This is a genomic window from Pseudomonas glycinae, assembly GCF_001594225.2.
GTDB classification, from domain to species: domain Bacteria; phylum Pseudomonadota; class Gammaproteobacteria; order Pseudomonadales; family Pseudomonadaceae; genus Aquipseudomonas; species Aquipseudomonas glycinae.
Genome location: NZ_CP014205.2, coordinates 3,258,345 through 3,280,541, shown reverse-complemented (window position 1 = coordinate 3,280,541; position 22,197 = coordinate 3,258,345). Strand labels below are relative to the sequence as shown.

The 22,197-nt window shown below is 60.4% G+C and carries 24 protein-coding genes; 6 read left to right on the top strand and 18 right to left on the bottom strand.

Features of this window, described 5'->3' with window-relative positions; all coding sequences use genetic code 11:
• The first annotated feature begins 8 nt into the window (after window positions 1–8).
• Entirely contained in the window at window positions 9–902 is an 894-nt protein-coding gene (locus tag AWU82_RS14825; RefSeq protein WP_170928953.1) for a TIGR02285 family protein, read from the top strand.
• A gap of 174 nt (window positions 903–1,076) precedes the next feature.
• Here the strand turns inward: AWU82_RS14825 and AWU82_RS14820 are convergent, their stop codons facing one another.
• From AWU82_RS14820 to xerD, 7 genes are all read right to left on the bottom strand, one after another.
• Window positions 1,077–1,358 carry a DUF3509 domain-containing protein gene (locus tag AWU82_RS14820; protein ID WP_064382409.1) on the bottom strand — a complete coding sequence of 94 codons (282 nt, stop codon included), beginning with the start codon at window positions 1,356–1,358 and terminating at the stop codon, window positions 1,077–1,079.
• 165 nt (window positions 1,359–1,523) lie between these two features.
• The gene (locus AWU82_RS14815; RefSeq protein ID WP_064382410.1) at window positions 1,524–1,931 is read right to left on the bottom strand and encodes a response regulator; all 408 of its coding nucleotides are present in this window, start codon (window positions 1,929–1,931) and stop codon (window positions 1,524–1,526) included.
• A gap of 118 nt (window positions 1,932–2,049) precedes the next feature.
• A complete protein-coding gene (locus AWU82_RS14810) occupies window positions 2,050–3,420 on the bottom strand; it encodes a transporter substrate-binding domain-containing protein (RefSeq protein WP_064382411.1) in 1,371 nt (456 codons plus the stop codon).
• Window positions 3,421–3,539: 119 nt separating this feature from the next.
• Entirely contained in the window at window positions 3,540–4,949 is a 1,410-nt protein-coding gene (gene thrC, locus AWU82_RS14805) for a threonine synthase (RefSeq protein WP_064382412.1), read from the bottom strand.
• A 109-nt stretch (window positions 4,950–5,058) separates the two neighbouring features.
• Complete coding sequence (locus AWU82_RS14800) at window positions 5,059–6,363, bottom strand: homoserine dehydrogenase (RefSeq protein ID WP_011332618.1); 1,305 nt, start codon at window positions 6,361–6,363, stop codon at window positions 5,059–5,061.
• Window positions 6,364–6,495: 132 nt separating this feature from the next.
• A complete protein-coding gene (gene dsbC / locus AWU82_RS14795) occupies window positions 6,496–7,227 on the bottom strand; it encodes a bifunctional protein-disulfide isomerase/oxidoreductase DsbC (RefSeq protein ID WP_064382413.1) in 732 nt (243 codons plus the stop codon).
• Window positions 7,228–7,370: 143 nt separating this feature from the next.
• Complete coding sequence (gene xerD / locus AWU82_RS14790; RefSeq protein WP_011332616.1) at window positions 7,371–8,267, bottom strand: site-specific tyrosine recombinase XerD; 897 nt, start codon at window positions 8,265–8,267, stop codon at window positions 7,371–7,373.
• Window positions 8,268–8,374: 107 nt separating this feature from the next.
• Between xerD and AWU82_RS14785 the strand changes: the two genes are divergently transcribed.
• Window positions 8,375–10,183: a cation:proton antiporter gene (locus AWU82_RS14785; RefSeq protein WP_064382414.1), complete on the top strand. Its 1,809-nt coding sequence runs from the start codon at window positions 8,375–8,377 to the stop codon at window positions 10,181–10,183.
• 117 nt (window positions 10,184–10,300) lie between these two features.
• Here the strand turns inward: AWU82_RS14785 and AWU82_RS14780 are convergent, their stop codons facing one another.
• From AWU82_RS14780 to ffh, 6 genes are all read right to left on the bottom strand, one after another.
• Window positions 10,301–10,714 (bottom strand): acyl-CoA thioesterase, encoded by a 414-nt coding sequence (locus tag AWU82_RS14780; protein WP_011332614.1) that lies wholly within the window; start codon window positions 10,712–10,714, stop codon window positions 10,301–10,303.
• Window positions 10,715–10,805: 91 nt separating this feature from the next.
• Window positions 10,806–11,156 carry a 50S ribosomal protein L19 gene (gene rplS, locus AWU82_RS14775; RefSeq protein WP_003175895.1) on the bottom strand — a complete coding sequence of 117 codons (351 nt, stop codon included), beginning with the start codon at window positions 11,154–11,156 and terminating at the stop codon, window positions 10,806–10,808.
• 45 nt (window positions 11,157–11,201) lie between these two features.
• The gene (trmD, locus tag AWU82_RS14770) at window positions 11,202–11,954 is read right to left on the bottom strand and encodes a tRNA (guanosine(37)-N1)-methyltransferase TrmD (protein ID WP_003221981.1); all 753 of its coding nucleotides are present in this window, start codon (window positions 11,952–11,954) and stop codon (window positions 11,202–11,204) included.
• A 3-nt stretch (window positions 11,955–11,957) separates the two neighbouring features.
• Window positions 11,958–12,494, bottom strand: a complete 537-nt coding sequence (gene rimM, locus AWU82_RS14765) for a ribosome maturation factor RimM (protein WP_011332613.1) — start codon at window positions 12,492–12,494, stop codon at window positions 11,958–11,960.
• Window positions 12,495–12,499: 5 nt separating this feature from the next.
• Window positions 12,500–12,751, bottom strand: a complete 252-nt coding sequence (gene rpsP / locus AWU82_RS14760; protein WP_003185073.1) for a 30S ribosomal protein S16 — start codon at window positions 12,749–12,751, stop codon at window positions 12,500–12,502.
• 249 nt (window positions 12,752–13,000) lie between these two features.
• The gene (gene ffh, locus AWU82_RS14755; RefSeq protein ID WP_064382415.1) at window positions 13,001–14,377 is read right to left on the bottom strand and encodes a signal recognition particle protein; all 1,377 of its coding nucleotides are present in this window, start codon (window positions 14,375–14,377) and stop codon (window positions 13,001–13,003) included.
• 209 nt (window positions 14,378–14,586) lie between these two features.
• Between ffh and AWU82_RS14750 the strand changes: the two genes are divergently transcribed.
• From AWU82_RS14750 to AWU82_RS14740, 3 genes are all read left to right on the top strand, one after another.
• Window positions 14,587–15,399: a cytochrome C assembly family protein gene (locus tag AWU82_RS14750; RefSeq protein ID WP_039769548.1), complete on the top strand. Its 813-nt coding sequence runs from the start codon at window positions 14,587–14,589 to the stop codon at window positions 15,397–15,399.
• A gap of 12 nt (window positions 15,400–15,411) precedes the next feature.
• Window positions 15,412–16,653: a transporter associated domain-containing protein gene (locus AWU82_RS14745; RefSeq protein WP_064382416.1), complete on the top strand. Its 1,242-nt coding sequence runs from the start codon at window positions 15,412–15,414 to the stop codon at window positions 16,651–16,653.
• A gap of 235 nt (window positions 16,654–16,888) precedes the next feature.
• Window positions 16,889–18,205, top strand: coding sequence for an MFS transporter (locus AWU82_RS14740; RefSeq protein ID WP_064382417.1), 1,317 nt, complete (start codon window positions 16,889–16,891; stop codon window positions 18,203–18,205).
• 47 nt (window positions 18,206–18,252) lie between these two features.
• Here the strand turns inward: AWU82_RS14740 and purT are convergent, their stop codons facing one another.
• The 5 genes from purT to AWU82_RS14715 form a co-directional block, all read right to left on the bottom strand.
• Window positions 18,253–19,434 (bottom strand): formate-dependent phosphoribosylglycinamide formyltransferase, encoded by a 1,182-nt coding sequence (gene purT / locus AWU82_RS14735; RefSeq protein ID WP_064382418.1) that lies wholly within the window; start codon window positions 19,432–19,434, stop codon window positions 18,253–18,255.
• Window positions 19,435–19,534: 100 nt separating this feature from the next.
• Complete coding sequence (locus AWU82_RS14730) at window positions 19,535–20,002, bottom strand: preQ0 transporter (protein ID WP_011332607.1); 468 nt, start codon at window positions 20,000–20,002, stop codon at window positions 19,535–19,537.
• A gap of 64 nt (window positions 20,003–20,066) precedes the next feature.
• Window positions 20,067–20,282 (bottom strand): DUF1289 domain-containing protein, encoded by a 216-nt coding sequence (locus tag AWU82_RS14725; protein ID WP_064382419.1) that lies wholly within the window; start codon window positions 20,280–20,282, stop codon window positions 20,067–20,069.
• Window positions 20,279–20,803, bottom strand: a complete 525-nt coding sequence (locus AWU82_RS14720) for a gamma carbonic anhydrase family protein (RefSeq protein WP_011332606.1) — start codon at window positions 20,801–20,803, stop codon at window positions 20,279–20,281. Before AWU82_RS14720 ends, AWU82_RS14725 begins: the two co-directional genes overlap by 4 nt.
• Window positions 20,804–20,850: 47 nt before the next feature.
• On the bottom strand, window positions 20,851–21,450 hold the full coding sequence (locus tag AWU82_RS14715) for a CoA pyrophosphatase (protein WP_064382420.1): 600 nt from the start codon (window positions 21,448–21,450) through the stop codon (window positions 20,851–20,853).
• Between the two features lie 147 nt (window positions 21,451–21,597).
• On the opposite strand from AWU82_RS14715, the gene AWU82_RS14710 reads away from it, so the two are divergent.
• Window positions 21,598–22,149, top strand: coding sequence for an NUDIX hydrolase (locus AWU82_RS14710; RefSeq protein ID WP_011332604.1), 552 nt, complete (start codon window positions 21,598–21,600; stop codon window positions 22,147–22,149).
• The last annotated feature ends 48 nt before the right edge of the window (window positions 22,150–22,197 follow it).

Genomic DNA, 22,197 nt, shown 5'->3' with positions numbered 1-22,197 from the left:
ATCGCCTGATGCCCTCGGCCTCGAACCGCGCCCACCATTGGTGGACCTGGCGGTTGTTCGGCCTGCTATTCCTGCTGGTGCTGCCGGCGTGGGCGCAGGCCAAGCCAACGCTGATCTGGCTGCTGCGCGACCTGCCGCCGCTGACGATCTTCGAGGGTCCGAAAAAGGGCCAGGGCGTTATCGATCAATTGATGCCGATGCTGATTGCCGGCATGCCGCAATACGAACACACCTTGATGCGGGTCAATCGCGCCCGTGGCACTCAAATGCTGCATGAACATCCCTTCGCCTGCGATCCGTCGCTGATCTGGAACAAGGAACGGGCGCAATGGATCGCCTTCTCCATCCCCGCGTTTCGCGCTGTCAGCAATGGGCTTGTGGTGCGTCGGAAAGATCGCGAAGTGCTGGAGCCGTTTCTGGTCGACGATGAAGTCGACCTGTCGGCATTTCTGGCCAACGGCGAGCGAAAAGTCGGCGTGGTAGCCGAGCGCAGCTATGGCGAGTACATCGATGCACTGCTGCGCCAGGCGCCGAATGGCGCGTTGACACCCCATTACGGTAACGACGCACTCAGCAGCCTGTTGTCGATGCAGCGCCTGGGGCGTTTACAGGTGGTCCTGGGTTACTGGCCGGAAATCCGTTATCAGGCGCGGCAGGCCGAGATAGCCGAGGACGAATTGCTGTTCTTTGCAATTCGCGGCACAGACAAGTACCTGTCCGGCCATGTCGGCTGTACCGACACGACGGCGGGTCGACAGGCGATTACCGAGATCAATCAACTGTTGCGCACCCTGCCCCACGAGCATCTTGACCGGCTCTACGCCGACTGGCTTGACCCCGAGAGGCGTCAGGACTATCTGGAACAGGCGCGGATTTTCTTTCAGCAACAAGCCGCGCAGTGAAATCCGGGCAAAAAGAAACCCCGAGAAGTGGGGAGACGACTCGGGGTTAAACGTGGTCTGTATCAAAGACCCGTAGCAGCAAGCGACAAACACCGGAGCACAATGCTTGCTCCTGCTGTTACGGGGTCTGACTGATCTGGATGCAGGAAGGTTCCCACAAATGAATAATCAGTTTCAGAGGGCCGGGTGCTTGTCGAGGGCTGCGTTTCGCAACGCGGCGATCACACAGGGTTCCAGCCGGCCTTCGGCAATCAGGATGTCACGGTGCAGGCCGTCAACCACATCCGTCAGCTGGCGCTTGTCGCTCAGTTGCGCCTGATTGAATTCTCGCTCCACCACGATCGCGCCGCTGCCATTCTTCAAGGTCACCAGGCATTCGCCGTGGCGCCCCCGAGGGGTCAACGTCACCTGATACGGGCTCAGAGCCTCACCGAGCAATAGACTGATACTTTCCATCTCGATCTCCACTCAATAGTCCGAAAACACAGTGTCTGGGGCGTGTTCACTGTAAATGACCACCGGCCCGAGAGGAAAGTTCTGCCGGTCACCGGCCTCTCCCGGAGCGTCACCCGGCCTGACGAAGCATGCAGGCTGAAGATGACAGAAAAATAACCGTCCGCCTCATGCACTGAGCGGATGTCGGGGTGGCGACAGGTAGGTGTCCAGCAACTTGCGCATCAGCACCGCCGAAACCGGCGTAGGCAGCTTGCCCAGAAGCCTCACCCCGTCGTCCTCCACGAGGCTCTCCAGATCGGCCAGCAGGCTGGGGGCTACCGTCCCCAGCAAAATCAATGCTCGTGCCCTTTGTCGAACGACCAGATGGGTAATCAGGGCCAGTCCGTCACCGCCCTTGAGCTGGGGATTGCATATGGCGATATCGACCGCGCCGCGTCGTTCAAGTGAACGCTTTGCCGAATCCAGCGTAGGGGCGGTCAATACATCGTAGATGCCGATGGCGTTGAGCATCTGGTGCAACGCCATCAACTGGAACGGATCGGGTTCAAGCAGCAGTATTTTGAGCGAGCGCATGGGACGACCTCTGAAGCGACAAGGGCGGATTCTCGCCGCAGTGGCCTGTCACTCTAGGGCAGTCGTCCTAAGCCTCCCATCGGAAAAGTAATCAGGTTTTATAGGACTTTTCCCAACTTCAATGCGGACACCGACAACCGTTTTCCTTCCGCCGCTGGGTGATATCCGTCCAGCCACCCAGCAGACCGCGCAGCTTTCCGTCAGCACTGTAAAAGGGCACCGTCCATTGGTAAATCTGCCGCAGGCCACCCTTGAACAATAAATGCCGCTTGCAGAAGCGCGTCTTGCGCGTATGCATTTGCAACATGAACTCGTCGTGCAGCATCAATGCGGTAGCCTGTGGCAGTGCATCAAACTCGAACAGCATGCGTCCCAGCACCTGCTCCTGCCGGACCGAAAGCGCATCCTCATAACTTCGGTTGCACATGAGCAATCGGCCCTGCAGGTCACGAACGAACACCGGGTCGGGCATCGCATCGATCAATGCGTGCTGAAAGGCCAGTTGATCGCCCAGGTCCTTTTCCGCCTCACGTCGCTGCTTCACTTGGGCCGCCAGTCGACGGTTCCACACTATCGACAGCAGGCCAAACAGGCCCAGAACGCCCATTGCCCAGCAGCCCCACTCGATCATTCGTGCGCCGATCGAGGGGGCGGGCAAAGGGGAAACGCCTGCCAGCCATTTAAGACGCATGGACCGCAGCTCAGCCACCGAGAAAGCGCCCAAAGCCTTGTTGAGGATGCTCAGAAGCTCTGGCATTCCCTTGCGCACGGCCAGATGATCAGCCTCCCACTTGCCCTCCACCAGACCACCGACCTTGAGCAGGCCGGAGGGAAACAGCTGAGCACCTATCTCGTTTTCGATGGTGGCGTAGGCCTCTCCACTCTCGACCAGCGCGCGCGCTTCGGCATAGGTCTTGACGGAGCGGATTTCAATCGACGGGTAGTCGCGCCGGATACCTTCCTCCAGCGCATGCCTGGCCGGCAGCACCAGAACACGCTTGGCCAGGGTTTCAAGCGACTGAATTGCAGGCTCGCCCGCATGCCCGACAAACACCCACCCCGCCCCACCGAACGCATGACTGAAGTCCAGAAATGCCCGGCGCTCTTCGTTCATCGCCAGTGTCGTGCTGATGTCCGCGACACCACTTTGAAGCCGTTCGAGCATGTGATCGGTGGAGAACGACTCCTGATGGACGAACTGCAGTCCGGTCATGGCGCTGATGTGTTTGAGCACATCGTTGTTCAAACCGCTCCATTGGCCATGTTCATCCTGAAACAGATACAGCGGGTATTGCACCGACGCCACAGTCACCCGGGGGTTATCTCGAATCCACTGACGCTCATGCTCATCCAGTTCGATGGGCTTAACAGCCTCCACCGCATCGGCATGCTTCGCCAGATGGGCTGATTCGCTCCACTGCGACAGCCCGAAGCCCCCCAATAAAACCAACCAGCACAGCCCTGGTTTCAATCCTGAAAAAAACCGCATTGCCACATCCTTCATCATCGACTCGCCCGTCCTTCGTAGGCGAAACGCGCGCAGTGTGGCATGCAAAAACAAGAAAGCCCGTCAGGAGACGGGCTTCAAAATGTGACAGCTTTGCGCGCTTAAAGAGGCTTGCCGCGGTTGCCATGCTGACTGACAAAGGCCTGCACGGCTTTGAGCTCATTCGGCAGCACAGTGCAGCGCTCTTCTCTCTCAAACAAATCAGAAAGATGTGCAGGTAGTTCGAGAGCTTTTCCTACACCGGCTTTCTCCACCGCGTCCGGGAACTTGACCGGATGCGCCGTGCCCAGAATCACCATCGGAATGTCCAGGCTGCGACGGCATTCGCGAGCGGCTTTCACGCCAATCGCGGTGTGCGGATCCAGTACTTCACCGGTCTGTTCGTAGACTTCGGCGATGGTTTCGCAGGTTTGCGCATCGTCCACGGCCAGCGAATCGAACAACTTGCGAGCCTCGGTCCAGCGTTCCTGTTCGACGCTGAAACCGCCGCCCTGCTTGAACGAATCCATCAAGCCGGCAATCGCCGCGCCGTTGCGACCGTGCAGGTCGAACAGCAGGCGTTCGAAGTTCGACGAGACCATGATGTCCATCGACGGCGACAGCGTGGCGTGCAGGGTTTCCTTGACGTACTGGTTGCCGCTCATGAAGCGGTGCAGGATGTCATTGCGGTTGGTGGCGACGATCAACTGGTTGATCGGCAGGCCCATGTTGCGCGCCAGGTAACCGGCGAAGATGTCGCCGAAGTTACCGGTCGGCACCGAGAACGACACCGAACGCGCCGGGCCACCCAATTGCAGGGCCGCGTGGAAGTAGTAGACGATCTGGGCCATGATCCGCGCCCAGTTGATCGAGTTCACTGCAACCAGGCGAGTGCCCTTGAGGAAGCTCTGGTCGGCGAAGCTGGCCTTGACCATTTCCTGGCAGTCATCGAAGTTGCCTTCGATGGCGATGTTGTGGATGTTCTCACCGAGGATGGTGGTCATCTGCCGACGTTGCACTTCGGACACACGGTTGTGCGGGTGCAGGATAAAGATGTCGACGTTTTCGCAATGCTTGCAGCCTTCGATGGCGGCCGAACCGGTGTCACCGGAAGTGGCGCCGACGATCACCACGCGCTCGCCGCGCTTTTCCAGCACGTAGTCGAGCAGGCGACCGAGCAGTTGCAGGGCGAAGTCCTTGAACGCCAGGGTCGGGCCGTGGAACAGCTCCAGCACCCATTCGTTGCCGTTCAGCTGACGCAGCGGCGCAACGGCGTTGTGGGCAAACACACCGTAGGTTTCTTCAAGAATCTTTTTGAAATCGGCGTCCGGAATGCTGCCGGTGACGAACGGGCGCATCACGCGGAAAGCCAGCTCGTGATACGGCAGGCCGGCCCAGGAAGCGATTTCTTCCTGGGTGAAACGTGGCAGGTTTTCCGGGACGTACAGACCGCCGTCGGTGGCGAGACCGGCCAGCAGGACGTCTTCGAAATTCAGGGCCGGTGCCTGGCCGCGGGTACTGATGTAACGCATAGGGGCAAACCTTCGGTTTGAGCTTCAAGCTACGAGTTACAAGCTTCAAGTAAAAGCCGGACTGCTTTTCTCTTGTCGCTTGCAGCTCGAAGCTTGCAGCTGTTTCTGTTTAGTTCAAGTGCTCGACACGGATCCGCACAACCGGACCGACCACGCCCGCCAGCGCTTCGAGGGCGGCGATCGCGTCGTTGATGTGCTGCTCCAGCACGCGGTGGGTCAGCAGGATCATCGGCACCAGGCCGTCGTGTTCCTCGACTTCCTTCTGCATGATCGACTCGATGTTGATGCCGCGCTCCGAGAGGATGCTTGCCACCTGAGCCAATACGCCCGGATGGTCCTTGGCCTGAATGCGCAGGTAGTAGGCGCTTTCGCAGGCTTCGATCGGCAGGATCGGATGAGCCGACAGCGAGTCCGGCTGGAAGGCCAGGTGCGGCACGCGGTTTTCCGGGTCGGAGGTCATGGCGCGAACCACGTCCACCAGATCCGCGATCACCGACGAAGCGGTCGGCTCCATGCCGGCGCCAGCGCCGTAGAACAGGGTTGAACCGGCAGCGTCACCGTTGACCATCACCGCGTTCATCACGCCGTTGACGTTGGCGATCAGGCGATCGGCCGGGATCAGCGTCGGGTGTACGCGCAGCTCGATACCGGCGGCGGTGCTGCGTGCCACGCCCAGGTGCTTGATGCGGTAGCCCAGCGCTTCGGCGTAGTTCACGTCGGCGGTGGTCAGCTTGGTGATGCCTTCGGTGTAAGCCTTGTCGAACTGCAGCGGAACACCGAATGCGATCGAGGCCAGGATCGTCAGCTTGTGCGCGGCGTCGATGCCCTCGACGTCGAAGGTCGGGTCGGCTTCGGCGTAGCCCAGCGCTTGCGCCTCGGCCAGCACGTCTTCGAAGGTGCGACCCTTCTCGCGCATTTCGGTGAGGATGAAGTTACCGGTGCCGTTGATGATCCCGGCGACCCAGTTGATACGGTTGGCGGACAGGCCTTCACGGATCGCCTTGATCACTGGAATGCCACCGGCTACCGCCGCTTCGAACGCCACGATCACGCCTTTCTCGCGTGCCTTGGCGAAAATTTCATTACCGTGAACGGCAATCAGAGCCTTGTTCGCGGTGACCACATGCTTGCCATTCTCGATGGCCTTGAGTACCAGCTCGCGGGCAACGGTATAGCCGCCCATCAGCTCTATGACGATGTCGATCTCAGGGTTCGTGGCCACTTCGAAGACATCGTTGGTAATCGCAATACCGGTCGTCTGGAACTGAGGCTTTGGCGTGCGCATGGCAATTTGTGCCACTTCGATTCCACGCCCGGCACGACGAGCAATTTCCTCGGCGTTGCGCTGAAGTACGTTGAAGGTTCCGCCACCGACGGTCCCTAACCCACAGATGCCTACTTTGACCGGTTTCACTGTGAACTCCCCATAAAACGGCCGACGCGAGGCCGGCCGTGAAAACAACCGCAGGTTCGCGGCTCTCTGTTGATGGCCCGGCAATCCTGCCGCCGGACCACGCTCGTCAACACCTGAGCGTGACGATGCGAATTACTTCGCGCCCAGCGCCAGTTTGGCGACTTGTGGCGCAGGCTGGTAGCCCGGAATGACTTGTCCGTCAGCCAAAACGATGGCCGGTGTACCGTTCACGCCGATCGACTGACCGAGGGCGAACTGTTTGGAAACCGGGTTCTCGCACTTGGCGGCCTTGATTTCCTTGCCGTCGACCATTTTGTCCATGGCCGCTTTCTTGTCTTTCGAGCACCACACGGCTTGCAGTTGCTCGTCACCCGGCGAGCCGAGGCCCTGACGCGGGAACGCCACGTAGCGCACTTCGATGCCGCGCTTGTTCAGCTCGGGCACTTCAGCGTGCAGCTTGTGGCAGTACGGGCACGTGGTATCGGTGAAAACGGTGATGTGCGACTTGGTTTCACCCACGGCCGGGTAAACCACGGTCTCGGCCACCGGGATCGCATTGATCAGTTTGGAAATGCCCAGGCGCTCGGTCTTCTCGGTCAGGTTGACCGGCTTGCCGTCCTTGAGCTGGAACATATAGCCCTGAACGATGTACTGGCCGTCGGCGCTGGCGTAGAGCACCCGGCTGCCCTTGAGCTTGACTTCGTAAAGACCGGGCAGCGGGCTGGCGGTGATGGTATCGACCGGCACGTCGAGCTGGAGATTTTCCAGGCTTTGGCGAATCGCTTTGTCGGCCGCTTCATCGGCGGCGGCAAAGGTGCTGACCAACGCAATGGCTGCGGCGGCGAAAATCTGGGTCAGACGCATGAGAACTCCTGAAGGCGGACAAATGGAACGATCAGAACGCCCGTGCCGGAACACCGGGTCATAACCGCCCATCGTGCAAACCGGCAAAGCCTACCACATAAGGCTGGCGTGGCCGAATGCGCCTGTCGCAAGACAAAACGGGCTCAGCCACGGGGGTGATGTTTGGCATGCAGATCCTGCAAACGCGCCCGGGCGACGTGGGTGTAGATCTGCGTGGTCGACAGGTCGCTGTGGCCCAACAGCATCTGCACCACCCGCAAGTCGGCGCCATGGTTGAGCAAGTGGGTGGCAAACGCGTGACGCAAGGTGTGCGGCGACAGCGATTTACTGATGCCGGCGACCTTGGCCTGATGCTTGATGCGGTGCCAGAAGGTCTGCCGAGTCATCTGCTCGCCGCGCTGACTGGGAAACAACACATCGCTGGGACGCCCGCCCAGCAGCTCGCCGCGACCGTCGCGCAGGTAGCGCTCGACCCAGACAATCGCCTCCTCGCCCATAGGCACCAGCCGCTCCTTGCTGCCCTTGCCCATCACCCGCAACACACCCTGACGCAGGTTGACCTGTTCCAGCGTCAGGCTGATCAGCTCGGTGACACGAAGACCGCAGGCATACAAGACTTCGAGCATGGCGCGGTCACGCTGGCCGATGGCTTCGCTCAGGTCTGGCGCCTTCAGCAGCGCTTCGACGTCGGCTTCCGACAGGGATTTGGGCAATGGCCGACCGAGCTGCGGCATATCCACGCGTAAGGTCGGATCGACCGAAATCAGTTTTTCCCGCAGCAGGTAGCGATAAAAGCCACGTACACCGGAGAGAAATCGCGCGGTGGAGCGGGGTTTGTAGTTCTGTTCCAGACGCCAGGCCAGGTGGTCAAGGATCAGTTCACGACCGGCATTGATCAGTTCGAGACCTTTGTCCTGCAACCAGCCGTTGAACAGCGCGAGGTCACTGCGATAAGCGTCGCGAGTGTTGTCGGAGAGACCTTTTTCCAGCCAGAGGGCGTCGAGAAACTGGTCGATCAGTGGGTGGTCGATGGCAGGCATGGGCGCTCAAGACACGCAGGCTTGGAACTGCGCGCAAATAAAGAGTGAACGGTTGAAATGGCCGCTAGTCTTTCATAGCCCGCTATTTCAAGGAACAGGGAGCTTCAATGAACGAGCAGCAAATTCTGTTGGCTTTCGGTGGTATCGGTGCCGCCGCGCTGGGCTGCCAATGGCTCGCCTGGCGCCTGAAGCTGCCGGCGATTCTGTTTCTGCTGCTGACCGGTATTCTGGCGGGCCCCGTGCTGGGCTGGCTCGACCCGCAGGAAATGTTCGGCCCGCTACTGATGCCATTGGTGTCGCTGGCAGTGGCGCTGATTCTTTTTGAAGGCAGCCTGACCCTGCATTTGTCGGAATGGCGCGAGATCGGCAGCGTCGTGCATCGGCTGGTCACCATCGGAGCGCTCTCGACCTGGATAGTGATTGCGGTCGCGACCCACTGGCTGCTGGGCTTCGACTGGCTGCTCGCCATCCTGTTCGGCAGCCTGACCCTGGTGACTGGCCCGACCGTGATCGTGCCAATGCTGCGCGTGGTGCGGCCAAAGGCTTCGATCGCCAACATCCTGCGCTGGGAAGGGATTGTGATCGACCCGATCGGCGCACTGCTGGCGGTGGTGGTCTACAGCTTCATCATTGCTCGGTCCGAAGGAAATGGCCTGGAACAGAGCCTGCTGACATTCGGCGGGGTGATTGCCTGCGGCAGTGCATTCGGCGTTGCCGGCGGCTGGCTGCTCGGTACGATCATTCGGCGCCAATGGTTGCCGGAGTATCTACACAACCTGGCATCGCTCGCCGCGGTGCTGGGGATATTCATTGCCGCCAACCAGGTCATGCACGAATCCGGTCTGCTGGCGGTGACGCTGATGGGCATGTGGCTGGCGAACATGAAAAACGTGGATGTGCGGCACATCCTGCACTTCAAGGAAAACCTCAGCGTGCTGCTGATTTCCGGGTTGTTCATTTTGCTGGCGGCGCGACTGGATCTGAAGGCGTTGATCGGCCTCGGACCGCTGGTGCTGGTTCTATTGCTGGTAATCCAGTTGATCGCCCGGCCGCTGAACGTGGTGCTGAGTACCGCCGGTTCGAGTCTGAGTTGGCGTGAGCGTGCACTGTTGTGCTGGATTGCCCCACGCGGGATCGTCGCGGCGGCGGTCTCGGCGATCTTTGCGATTCGCCTGGATGAAGCGGGCCATGAAGGCGCGCTGTTACTGGTGCCGCTGACCTTCGCCGTGATCATCGGCACCGTCGTGCTGCAAAGTGCGACTGCCCGGCCTCTGGCGCGTCTGTTGAAGGTTGCGGAACCAGCGCCGAGCGGGTTCCTGATCGTCGGTGCGAACGGGCCTGCGCGCCTGCTCGGCAAGTCGCTGCAACAGCTGGGCAGCCGGGTGCTGCTGACGGATTCAAGCTGGGAAAACATCCGCGCGGCGCGCATGGAAGGCTTGCCGACCTACTTTGGCAATCCGGCCTCGCAGCACGCCGATGCGCATCTGGACCTGGTCGGGCTGGGGCATCTGCTGGCGCTGTCACCGTCCGGCGAACTCAATACGCTGGCAGCCATGCGCTTTCGTCATGACTTCGGCCATCAACGCCTGCTCGGCCTGGCCAGTGGTCAGGAAAGCCGGCGCAGCGACAAGCACCGCGCCAGCCTCGAACATCGCGGCAATCAACTGGGGAGCGAGGCGCTGACTTACGCCAGACTGGCCAGCCAACTGAGCCAGGGCGCCGAGCTGTACAGCACGACTCTGACGGACGGGTTTGGCTGGGACGATTACCGGGCGCTGCATGGCAACCGCGCGACGCTGCTGTTCATGCGCGATGACAGTGGTTGGGTGCACGTGGTGACGCCGGAGACCACGCTGAAACCGGGCTCGGGATGGACGTTGCTGGCGCTGATTCAGCCTGAGAGCGTCAGCGCCTGACAGATCAAATCGCGGGCAAGCCCGCTCCCACAGTGTCCATGTCGAACACAACATCAGCGGACAACACAAAATCTGTGGGAGCGGGCAAGCCCGCGAATGCCGCGACTCGGTGCTGGATCAGGCCGCGAAACCCGGCAGCACCGGTACCGGACGCTTGTCATCATCAATCGCTACAAAGCTGAACTGCCCATGAATGGCCTTCTCGCGCCCGTCGCAGCTCATGCTTTCCACGAACACTTCCACCTCGACCTTGAGGCTGGTGTTGCCGACCTTGATCACTCGCCCGACCAGTTCGACGATGGAGCCTGCCGGAATCGCGTGATTGAAGTCGATGCGATCGGTGGACACGGTCACCAGCGGCAAACGGCAAAACCGTGTGGCGGTGATGAACGACACTTCGTCCATCCAGGCCAGCGCAGTGCCGCCGAACAGGGTGTTGTGGTGGTTGGTGGTCGGCGGGAAAACCGCCTTGGTCACGCGGGTCACCGAGAGCTCGGTGCGGCGTTCGATTTCTTGCTCGCGAGGGGTCATGGGTCAGGCCTGAAACAGAAATACGGTGGATAAATTGCGGGCAACAAAAAAGCAGCCCGTAGGCTGCTTTTTTCTGCATCGGAAGCTGGACTTAAGCCAGTTTTTCCTTGATGCGAGCTGCTTTACCCGACAGGTCGCGCAGGTAGTACAGCTTGGCTTTACGTACGTCACCGCGACGTTTGACAGCCATGCTGTCGATCTGCGGGGAGTAGGTCTGGAAAGTACGTTCTACGCCAACACCGTTGGAGATTTTACGAACGGTGAACGCACTGTTCACGCCGCGGTTACGCTTGGCGATTACAACGCCTTCGAACGCTTGCAGACGGGAACGATCGCCTTCCTTCACTTTCACCTGAACGACGATGGTGTCGCCTGGGGCAAAGGTAGGGATTTCTTTGGTCATCTGCTCTGCTTCGAGTGCAAGGATGATTTTGTTGGTCATGCTGTGCTCCTAAGGTAAATCGTCTGATCTACCATCGATACGTTGTTAACTATCGTCCCGCTCGCGGATGTATTCCTCGAGCAGCTTCTTCTCTTCTCCAGAAAGCGAGCGGCTTTCCAGAAGATCGGCGCGTCGTTCATAGGTCCGACCAAGGGACTGCTGTAAACGCCAACGCCGGATATGCGCGTGATTGCCACTCAGCAACACGTCGGGAACACGCTGATCCGCATACACCTCAGGTCGGGTGTAGTGCGGGCAATCCAGCAGACCATCCGTAAAGGAATCTTCCTCAGCGGAATCCGCATGCCCTAAAGCTCCGGGCAGCAGTCGTGTAACCGCATCGATCATGACCATGGCCGGCAGCTCGCCGCCAGACAACACATAGTCACCAATCGACCACTCTTCATCGACATGAGCCTCAATAAAGCGCTCGTCAATGCCTTCATAGCGACCGGCAATCAGGATCAATGCATCCGATTTCGCCAGTTCGCGTACCGCCGACTGAGTCAGTTGACGGCCTTGGGGGGACAGGTAAATCACCTTCGCCGCCTCCCCGGCTGCTGCCTTGGCCTGAACCAGAGCATCTTCCAGGGGCTTGATCTTCATCACCATGCCCGGACCACCGCCAAACGGGCGATCGTCCACAGTGTGATGTCGATCCGTCGTGTAATCCCGCGGATTCCAACAGGTCAGCTGCAAGAGCCCCTGTTTGACCGCACGACTGGTAATGCCGTACTCACTGATGGCCGAGAACATCTCGGGGAACAGCGTAATGACGTCTACGCGCAGGCTGGCCATTGCTTAGAAGTCCGCGTCCCATTCCACCCTCATCACGCCTGCTTCCAGGTCGATTGCCAGCACGCATTGCTCCGTATAGGGCAACAACCGCTCGCGATCATCCAGGCTGCCAACGCAGGGTTTGACCACCAATACATCGTTCGCGCCGGTCTCCAACAGGTGATCAACCTTGCCGAACAATTGTTCGTCCTGGTTGATGACGCTCAGACCCTCCAACTGGTACCAGTAGTACTCGTCGGCAGTCAGGTCGGGCAAAAGGCTTCGCGGGATGCAAATCTCGTAACCGCTCAGAAGACGGGCTTCATCGCGATCGTCGAGGCCTTTGAGCTTTACAACCAGATCCTTTTGAGTGGATCGGCCGCTGACCAGCTCGACCTGTTTCACCACGCCTTCGCGCCGAAGCGTCCAGTTGCGATAGCCCAACAGGTTTTCAATCGGATCGGTAAAGGAAAAGACCTTCACCTCGCCGCGAACGCCGTGAACCGAAAAAATCTTGCCGACAACGATCAGGTCATCAGCTTTTTCTGGCGTCGCGCTCATACTGCTCAGGCTGCAGCCTTGGCAGATTCCTTCAGCAACTGAGCAACACGCTCAGAAGGCTGTGCACCAACGCTCAGCCAGTAGGCAACGCGCTCTTGGTTCACGGACAGACGGATTTCCTGACCACGGGCAACAGGGTTGAAGAAACCAACCTGTTCTTTGTGGGAACCGTCACGCGGGTTGCGGGAGTCGGTTACGGTCAGGTGGTAAAACGGGCGCTTTTTGGAGCCGCCAAGGGCAAGACGGATTGTTAGCATGTGAACATCGTTCCTGTAGTCGGTGCTGCAAATCTAAATGCACAGCGGGCATGGGTGCCCGAAAGGCCGCATATTCTAAGGAATATCCGGACTTTTGCAAATGACTTTTTCCGGCGCCTGTGGCATGCCGTGCAGATTTGCATATGGGGCCGTCGTTTAACACGGCCGGTCAGCTCCCGCCGAGTGCGGGTTTGCTGTGGATCCCGCTTCCTTGCGGGACTGCGCCGGTGCGACGACCGGCGAGTTCTTTTACATCTTTGGCATGCCGCCGCCGGGCAACATTCCGCCCATGCCGCGCATCATTTTCGCCATTCCGCCCTTGGCGGAGAATTTCTTCATCATCTTCTGCATCTGCTTGTGCTGCTTGATCAAGCGACCGATGTCCTGCACCTGGGTGCCGGAACCCATGGCGATCCGGCGCTTGCGCGAACCGCTGATCAGCTCAGGGTCGCGGCGCTCGGCCGGGGTCATGGAGTTGATGATGGCTTCCATCTGTTTGAATTGCTTCTCTGCAGCGTTCTGAGCGTTGCCCATTTGCGAGAGATTGACGCCGCCGATGCTCGGCAGTTTGTCCATGAGCCCGCCGAGGCCGCCCATGTTCTTCATCTGTTGCAGCTGATCGCGGAAGTCTTCGAGGTCGAAGCCCTTGCCCTTCTTCAGCTTCTTGGCAAGTTTGTCGGCCTTGTCCTTGTCGAGAGTCGCTTCAGCCTGTTCGATCAGGCTGAGCACGTCGCCCATGCCGAGGATCCGCGAAGCGATACGCTCAGGATGGAACGGATCGAGCGCTTCGCTCTTCTCGCCCATACCGATGAACTTGATCGGCTTGCCGGTAATCGCACGAACGGACAGCGCGGCACCGCCACGGGCATCACCGTCGACCTTGGTCAGGATCACACCGGTCAGCGGCAGCGCATCACCGAAGGCCTTGGCCGTGTTGGCCGCGTCCTGACCGGTCATGGCATCCACCACGAACAGGGTTTCGACCGGGTTGATCGCGGCGTGCAGCGCCTTGATCTCGCCCATCATCTCTTCGTCGATGTGCAGACGACCGGCGGTGTCGACGATGACCACGTCGATGAATTTAAGTTTTGCTTCTTTAATAGCCGCGCTGGCGATGTCGACCGGCTTCTGGCTCAGGTCGGACGGGAAGAACGTCACACCGATGTCGTTGGCCAGGGTTTCCAGCTGTTTAATAGCAGCAGGGCGGTAGATGTCCGCCGACACGACCATGACCGACTTCTTCTTGCGCTCTTTAAGGAAGCGCGCCAGTTTGCCGGCGGTGGTGGTTTTACCCGCACCCTGCAGACCGGCCATCAGAATGACGGCAGGCGGCACGGCGCTCAGGTTCAAGTCTTCGTTGGCCGCGCCCATCAGGCTTTCGAGTTCGGCCTGGACGATCTTCACGAACGCCTGGCCCGGCGTCAGGCTGCGCGACACCTCGGTGCCGACAGCACGCTCCTTGACCGAATTGACGAAGTCCTTGACCACAGGCAGGGCCACGTCGGCTTCGAGCAACGCCATGCGCACTTCGCGCAGGGTGTCTTTGATGTTGTCCTCGGTCAGTTTCGCCTTGCCGGTGACATGGCGCAGCGTCTGCGAGAGACGGTCGGTTAAGTTTTCAAACATTGCGCGATCCTTTCAGGCCCTGTGTAGACCGGGATAATGGCGGCCCAGACCGGAATCAACATGTGCTCGGCGAGCCTGCGGCGTGGGCAGGTCGCGGATTATAGCGAAGACTGCGACTGGCGGACACCTCGCTGTCAGCTTGCCGGTCTTTCGTGCAACGGCGGTTCTATGCCAAACTCAGCGCCTTTCGGGCTTGCCTAACAGGATTTATGCTCCCCTTGTCACCGAGTTTGCTGACCACCCTCGCCGCCGCCCTTCTTTACGCCGCTGCGACTCTCTATCAGGGCACCCGCCTGGCCACTGGCGCCAAGGCCAACAAGCGCCTGCTGGTCTCGCTCGGCGTCCTCGCCGTGCTGGCCCACAGCGCCAGCCTGCTCACTCATTTATTGACGCCGATCGGTCTGGGCCTGGATTTTTTCAGCGCCTCGAGCCTGATTGCTGCGGCCGTCATCGCTCTGACCCTGCTGGCCTGCTCGCGGATCCCGGTGGAAAACCTGCTGGTGCTGCTGTTCCCGCTGGGTGCGATCACCGTACTGCTGGCGCAATTCGCGCCGGCCGGCACGGTGCAGATCATCGATGAAGAACCGGGCATCCTCGCACACATCCTGTTGTCGATCCTCGCCTACGGCATGTTCACCATCGCGGTGTTCCAGGCCCTGTTGCTGCTGGTGCAGGATCATCAGCTCAAGCACAAGCACCCGTCCGGGCTGATCAAGAACTTCCCGCCACTGCAAACCATGGAAAGCCTGCTGTTCGGCTTCCTTTGGGCCGGCTGGACTTTGCTGTCGCTGTCGCTGATTTCCGGCTGGCTGTTCGTCGAGAACCTGTTTGCCCAGCACCTGGTGCATAAAACCCTGCTGGCCTGCCTGGCCTGGATCGTGTTCAGCGTCCTGCTGTGGGGCCGTAACCGCCTCGGCTGGCGCGGCCACAAGGCAATCCGCTGGACTCTCGCCGGTTTCTGCCTGCTGATGCTCGCGTATTTCGGCAGCAAACTGGTTCGTGAATACATCCTGCATATCTGACGGGCGGCATAAATGGACGGTTTGCCCATAGGGCCGATGCTCGCGGTATTTGTCCTGCTGATTCTCTGGTCAGGGCTGTTTACCGCCGTCGAAGCGGCGCAACAGTACCTGCTCGCGCAACGCACCGCATCCCGCGCCAGCGACAAGCCGCTGGCGAAGCTCAACTTCCCGCTCGACAGCCTGATCCTCTGCAATACCCTGTGCCGCGCCCTCGCCGTCATTCTGGCCACCCTGCTGGCAATCTTTCTCTGTGAAGAAAATGGCCCCTGGGCCGCCTGCCTCGGCGCCGGCGCCCTGCTGCTGGTTTTTGCCGACTATTTCCCCCGCGCCCTCGCCCAGCGTTATCCGGATGCGGTGTTGTCGTTCGGCAATACGCTGCTGGCGGTCCCGCTGAAGGTCGTTTACCCGCTTGCCTGGCTACTCAGCCGCACCAGTGGTTTGCTGATGCAACCGTTCATCCGCAAGGCCCAGGTGGTGCAACAGAGCGAAGACGATGTGCCGGCGGAGCGTCATGACGACCCGGATCATCCGGTGCGCCCGCACCCGGTTTCAGGCATCCATGCGCTGGACAACATCACGGTCAACGACATTCTGGTGCCGCGCAGCGATGTCGACGGCATCAACCTCGACGACCCGATCGAGGAAATCATCGAGCAATTACGCAAGAACCAACGCACTCGCCTGCCGGTCTTCCACAGCGATATCAATCAGGTCGAAGCGGTGCTCAATACCAGGCAGATTCGTCACCTGCTCGACAACGGCAGCCTGACCCGCGAAGCCTTGCTGGCGGCCAGTTACGAGCCGTATTTCGTCCCTGAAAGCACCCCGCTGCAACTGCAACTGCTGAACTTCCACAAGCAGCAACGGCGTCTGGGCATGGTGGTGGACGAATACGGCGAAGTGCTCGGCATCGTCACCCTGGAAGACATTCTCGAAGAAATCGTCGGCGAATTCGAAAGCGAGCACAGCCTCGACAATCCGCACATCCACCCGCAGGCCGATGGCCGCATGGTGATCGATGGCGCGGCGTCGATCCGCGAACTGAACAAATGCCTGGGCTGGCACCTGCCCAGCGACGGCCCCCGGACCCTCAATGGCCTGGTGACCGAAGCGCTGGAAACCATCCCGGAAAGCGCGGTCTGCCTGAAGATCGGCCGCTACCGGCTGGAGATTCTCGAAACCGAAGAGAACCGCGTCAGCAAGGTCCTGATCTGGCACACCACTTCGACCCCGACGCTGGGCACGGCCCGCTAGACAGGCCCTTGTTCAATCGTTAGCCACCTTCCTATAATCGCGGTGCTTACCCAAGCCCCGCCGAACCGTGTGCTTACCCCGCACCCGACAAGTTCCGGCCGGTTCATCGGCAATATCCGCATCACACCGACGACTGTTCCTACCTGAAGCAGCGATCGCGCCTCATCCCACATCCCTGGGTGTTCGACCATAATAATTCGCTCCAACGGAGCTCATGACTGTCAGGGATCACCGCATGACGACCAGTACCGCTTACAGCGACACCACGCCTGCCCAACCGACCAACTCCGCCACCCGCGTGGCCACGGCAAGCTTCATCGGCACGGCCATCGAGTTCTACGATTTCTATGTCTACGCCACCGCTGCTGCGCTGGTGATCGGGCCGGTGTTCTTCCCGCAGACTTCCGGCACGGCGCAGATGCTTTCGGCATTTCTTACCTTCGGCATCGCCTTCCTGGCCCGACCGCTGGGCTCGGCGCTGTTCGGCCATTTCGGCGACCGGATCGGGCGCAAATCGACTTTGGTCGCTTCGCTGCTGCTGATGGGCGTCTGCACCACGCTGATCGGCGTGCTGCCGGGCTACGACAGCATCGGGGCGTGGGCGCCGATCCTGCTTTGCGTGCTGCGCTTCGGCCAGGGCCTGGGATTGGGTGGCGAATGGGGCGGTGCAGCGCTGCTGGCGACCGAAAACGCGCCGAAAGGCAAACGGGCGTGGTTCGGCATGTTCCCGCAACTCGGGCCCTCGATTGGTTTTCTGGCCGCCAACGGTCTGTTCCTGACCCTTGCCATGAGCCTGAGCGACGATCAGTTCCGCAGTTGGGGCTGGCGCATTCCGTTCCTGCTCAGCGCCGTGCTGGTGATGGTCGGGCTGTACGTGCGCCTCAAGCTGCACGAGACCCCGGTGTTCGCCAACGCCATCGCCCGTCAGGAGCGTGTGAAAGTGCCGCTGGTCGAGCTGTTCAGCCAATACTGGGCACCGACATTGCTTGGCGCCGCTGCCATGGTGGTGTGCTACGCACTGTTCTACATCTCAACGGTGTTTTCCCTGAGCTACGGCGTATCCACATTGGGCTACAGCCGTGAGACGTTCCTCGGGCTGCTGTGCTTCGCAGTACTGTTCATGGCAGCCGCGACGCCTTTGTCGGCGTGGGCAAGCGATCGTTACGGGCGCAAGCCGGTGCTGATCGTCGGCGGTGTGCTGGCGATTCTTTCCGGGTTTCTGATGGAGCCGCTGCTGACTCAGGGTTCGACCTGGGGCGTGGCCCTGTTCCTGTGCATCGAGCTGTTTCTGATGGGGGTGACATTCGCCCCAATGGGCGCGCTGCTGCCGGAGCTGTTTCCGACACACGTCCGCTATACCGGTGCATCGGCGGCCTACAACCTCGGCGGCATTGTCGGAGCCTCGGCGGCGCCATTCTTTGCGCAGAAACTGGTGGCGATGGGTGGTTTGAGTTACGTCGGCGGGTATGTGTCAGCGGCAGCGGTGCTCAGCTTGATCGCTGTGCTGTGCCTGAAGGAAACGCGCAATAACGATTTGAATCAGGTGTCGTAAATGCCCTGATCGCTCCCGCCCGATGCGGGAGCGATCAGATAGCGAGATTACAGCTCTACAACGACAGCCTGAGAAGCACGGGTCGCCTTGGCGCGAGCGGCCTCGATCGACTCGTCACGGGCCAGTGCCACACCCATGCGGCGCTGACCGTTGACTTCAGGCTTGCCGAACAGACGCAGAGCGGTATCCGGTTCACTCAGCGCAGCGCCAAGATTGGCGAATGCAGTCTGGGTCGACTGACCTTCCACAAGAATCACCGCCGAAGCCGATGGGCCGAACTGACGGATCAGTGGCACAGGCAGGCCGAGGATGGCTCGGGCGTGCAGGGCGAACTGCGACAGGTCCTGGGAAATCAGGGTTACCAGACCGGTGTCGTGTGGACGTGGCGACACTTCACTGAACCACACCTGATCGCCTTTAATGAACAGCTCGACGCCGAACAGACCACGACCGCCCAATGCTTCGGTCACGGCTTTGGCTACACGCTCGGATTCAGCCAGCGCCACCGGGCTCATGGCCTGTGGCTGCCAGGATTCCTGATAGTCGCCCTTCTCCTGACGGTGGCCGACCGGCGCACAGAACGTCGTGCCGCCGACGTGACGCACGGTCAACAGAGTGATTTCGTAGTCGAAATCGATGAAACCTTCGATGATCACGCGACCTTTGCCGGCGCGACCGCCCTCTTGGGCGTAATCCCAGGCTTTCTGCACGTCATCGACGCTGCGCAGCAGGCTCTGGCCCTTGCCCGACGAACTCATCACCGGTTTGACGACGCACGGGAAACCCAGGTCTTCAACGGCTTTGCTGTAGTCCTCGAAGGTATCGGCGAAGTGGTACGGCGAAGTCGGCAGGTCCAGCTCTTCGGCAGCCAGACGACGGATGCCTTCGCGGTTCATGGTCAGTTGCGCGGCGCGAGCGGTCGGGATCACGGTGAAGCCTTCGGCTTCCAGTTCGACCAGCGTGGCAGTGGCGATGGCTTCGATTTCCGGCACGATGAAGTGCGGCTTCTCGGCTTCGATCACTGCACGAAGGGCGGCACCATCGAGCATGTTGATCACGTGGCTGCGATGGGCAACCTGCATGGCCGGCGCGTTGGCGTAACGGTCAACGGCGATCACTTCAACGCCCAGGCGTTGCAGCTCGATCACCACTTCCTTGCCCAACTCACCACAGCCACACAGCAATACGCGGGTCGCGGTCGGCGACAATGGAGTTCCGATACGGGTCATCTCAGGTCCTCAAAGAAGCGGATCATCGAGGAAAGCAACGCCGGACGCGCTTTCCATGGGGAGAAAGCGCGGCATTTTACATGAACCTGAGGGTTTGGCTTCAGCCGGCGACAGCCTGTTTGCGTTCGCGCCAGGCCATGATCAGCCAGACGGCGGTAACACCGGCGAACTTCGAGGCCAGAGCAGTGATAAGCACCGGCGGCGTCAGCAGGTCGATCATGCCAAAGAAGATGAAGGTATCGAGGGGAATGCTCAGCGCCGAGCTGATCCACAACCGGTCGCGCAACGGGCGCCTGGTGATGGTAAACACCAGCCAGTCGATGCACTCGGAGACTGCGAATGCCGTGGCACTGGCCAGCGCAATCGACGGATCGGACGTGACATAGGACAGCACCAGCGCCGCCAGCATCGCCACGATCGCGCCGTGGCCGAAACGGATCTGCACCATGTCGCGCAACACGAACACCAGCCCGCCCCAGGCCGACCAGATGATGTCCAGGTGCGGCGCGGTGGAGAAGGCGAAGTTGATCAGCACGACGCTGCTGATGTAAGCGATGAGGAAAATCATGGGCGTGACCTGTCAATTTGGCGCACAGGTTACTTCAGCCCTTCGATGGCGCCAATCAAATCGGTTATCGCCCCGGCGTTTTGCCGATCATCCAGACCAGGCCACTGGCCTTCGCCCGCTCATGACAGAGCCCGAGAACAACCCGACGTTCATCATTGGTCATCCGGCTCCAGCGAGTGATCTCCTCGACCGTGCGCTGGCAACCGGTGCAAATGTCGTCTTCGTCCAGCGCGCAAATGCTCACGCACGGCGAGGCGACAGGTCTTTCCGGGGTTGTCATTCTTCCTGCTCGACCAGATCGCGCGCATAGCGCTGAGAGTTATGCACATAGTGCGCAGCACTGGCTTCGAGCATCTTCTTCTGTTGCTCGGTCAGTTCGCGCACGACCTTGCCCGGCGAGCCCATCACCAGTGAACCGTCAGGAATTTCCTTGCCTTCGCCGATCAGCGAATTGGCGCCGATGATGCAGTTCTTGCCGATCTTCGCGCCGTTGAGGATGACCGCGTTGATGCCGATCAGGCTGTAGTCGCCGACCGTGCAGCCGTGGAGCATGGCGTTGTGGCCGATGGTCACGCCGGTGCCGATGGTCAGCGGATAGCCCATGTCGGTGTGCATCACAGTGCCATCCTGGACGTTACTGTTCTTGCCGATCAGGATCAGTTCATTGTCGCCGCGCAGCACGGCGTTGAACCAGACGTTGGCGCCCTCTTCCAGTCTGACCTTGCCCACGAGCACGGCGTTGGGGGCGACCCAGCTCTGCGGATGGGTTTCGACGCGGGCGTCGCCCAGGCGGTATTTCATCTTGTTTTCCTCAGGGCTCACGATGGCTGGCCATTCGAGCGATGGCTTCAGGTATTGATGAAGCTTTTAGGCGGCTGATGCAGGCTGATTTTGGCGTCATAGAGCAGGTTGATCAACTCGACGATCATGATCGCCGTCAGCCCCCAGATCTTGTATTCGCCGTAACGGTAGCTCGGCACGTACCAACTGCGACCCTGGTAGTCGATGCGATGAGTGTGTTCGCGCGGATCCTTGCGGAAGAACTCCAGCGGCACACTGAACACCGCAGCAATCTCGGCATCATTGGCCTGGTATTCGACAAAATCCGGAATCACCCCGACATACGGCGTGACCTTGATGCCATGCAGGGAAATCAGCGGGCTGAGCGGACCGATCACTTCGACCAGTCCCGGGGGCAGGCCGATTTCCTCTTCGGCTTCACGCAGGGCGGTGAACACCAGATCCGGGTCCTCGGGATCGCGTCGCCCACCGGGGAAGGCGACTTCGCCGCCGTGGGTCGAGAGCCCGCTGGCGCGCAGGGTGAGGACAAGTTCGGGTTCGTCACTGCGAGTAATCGGCACCAGGACAGCGGCCTCGGGGAAACGCGTGTCGGTCTCCAGCGTGCGCGGCGTGTGATTGCTTACCCGGTGCAGTAGCTCGTCCAGCATAAGTGTTCTCGATCGGTGCCTTACCCTGCATCATGCACCAATCATTGCGACCGCCCAAGCCCCGAACGGCCGTCATGTCGCGAAACGACAACTTGCCGACTGACACCGCTGCACGCCAAGATAGGCGCAGCATTCAGGAACCCCAGCATGAAATTTTGCAGCCACTGCGGCAACCCGGTGACCCAGCGCATTCCCGAAGGCGACTCGCGGCTGCGATTCGTCTGCGACAGCTGTCAGACGATTCACTATCAGAACCCCAATATCGTGGCCGGTTGCGTACCGACCTGGGGCAGCAAAGTCCTGCTGTGCCGCCGCGCCATCGAGCCACGTCTCGGTTACTGGACACTGCCCGCCGGGTTCATGGAGAACGGCGAGACCATCGAACAGGCCGCCATCCGCGAAACCGCCGAGGAAGCCTGCGCCCGGGTGCGCAACCTGAGCATCTATACCTTGATCGACGTGCCGCACATCAGTCAGGTGCATGTGTTTTTCCGCGCCGAGCTGGCGGATCTGGACTTCGCCGCCGGCCCCGAAAGCCTGGAAGTGCAACTGTTCGACGAGGAAGACATTCCTTGGGACGAACTGGCTTTCCGCACGGTGGGCCGTACCCTGGAATGCTTCTTCGCTGACCGGCGTGTCGAGGTTTATCCGGTTCGCTCCGAATCGATCCCGCCACTCGCTCAACCGGCCATCACTTGATTTCGACGGCGGCCGGCCGATAACCGGCTGACGCAGACCGCGACAGCG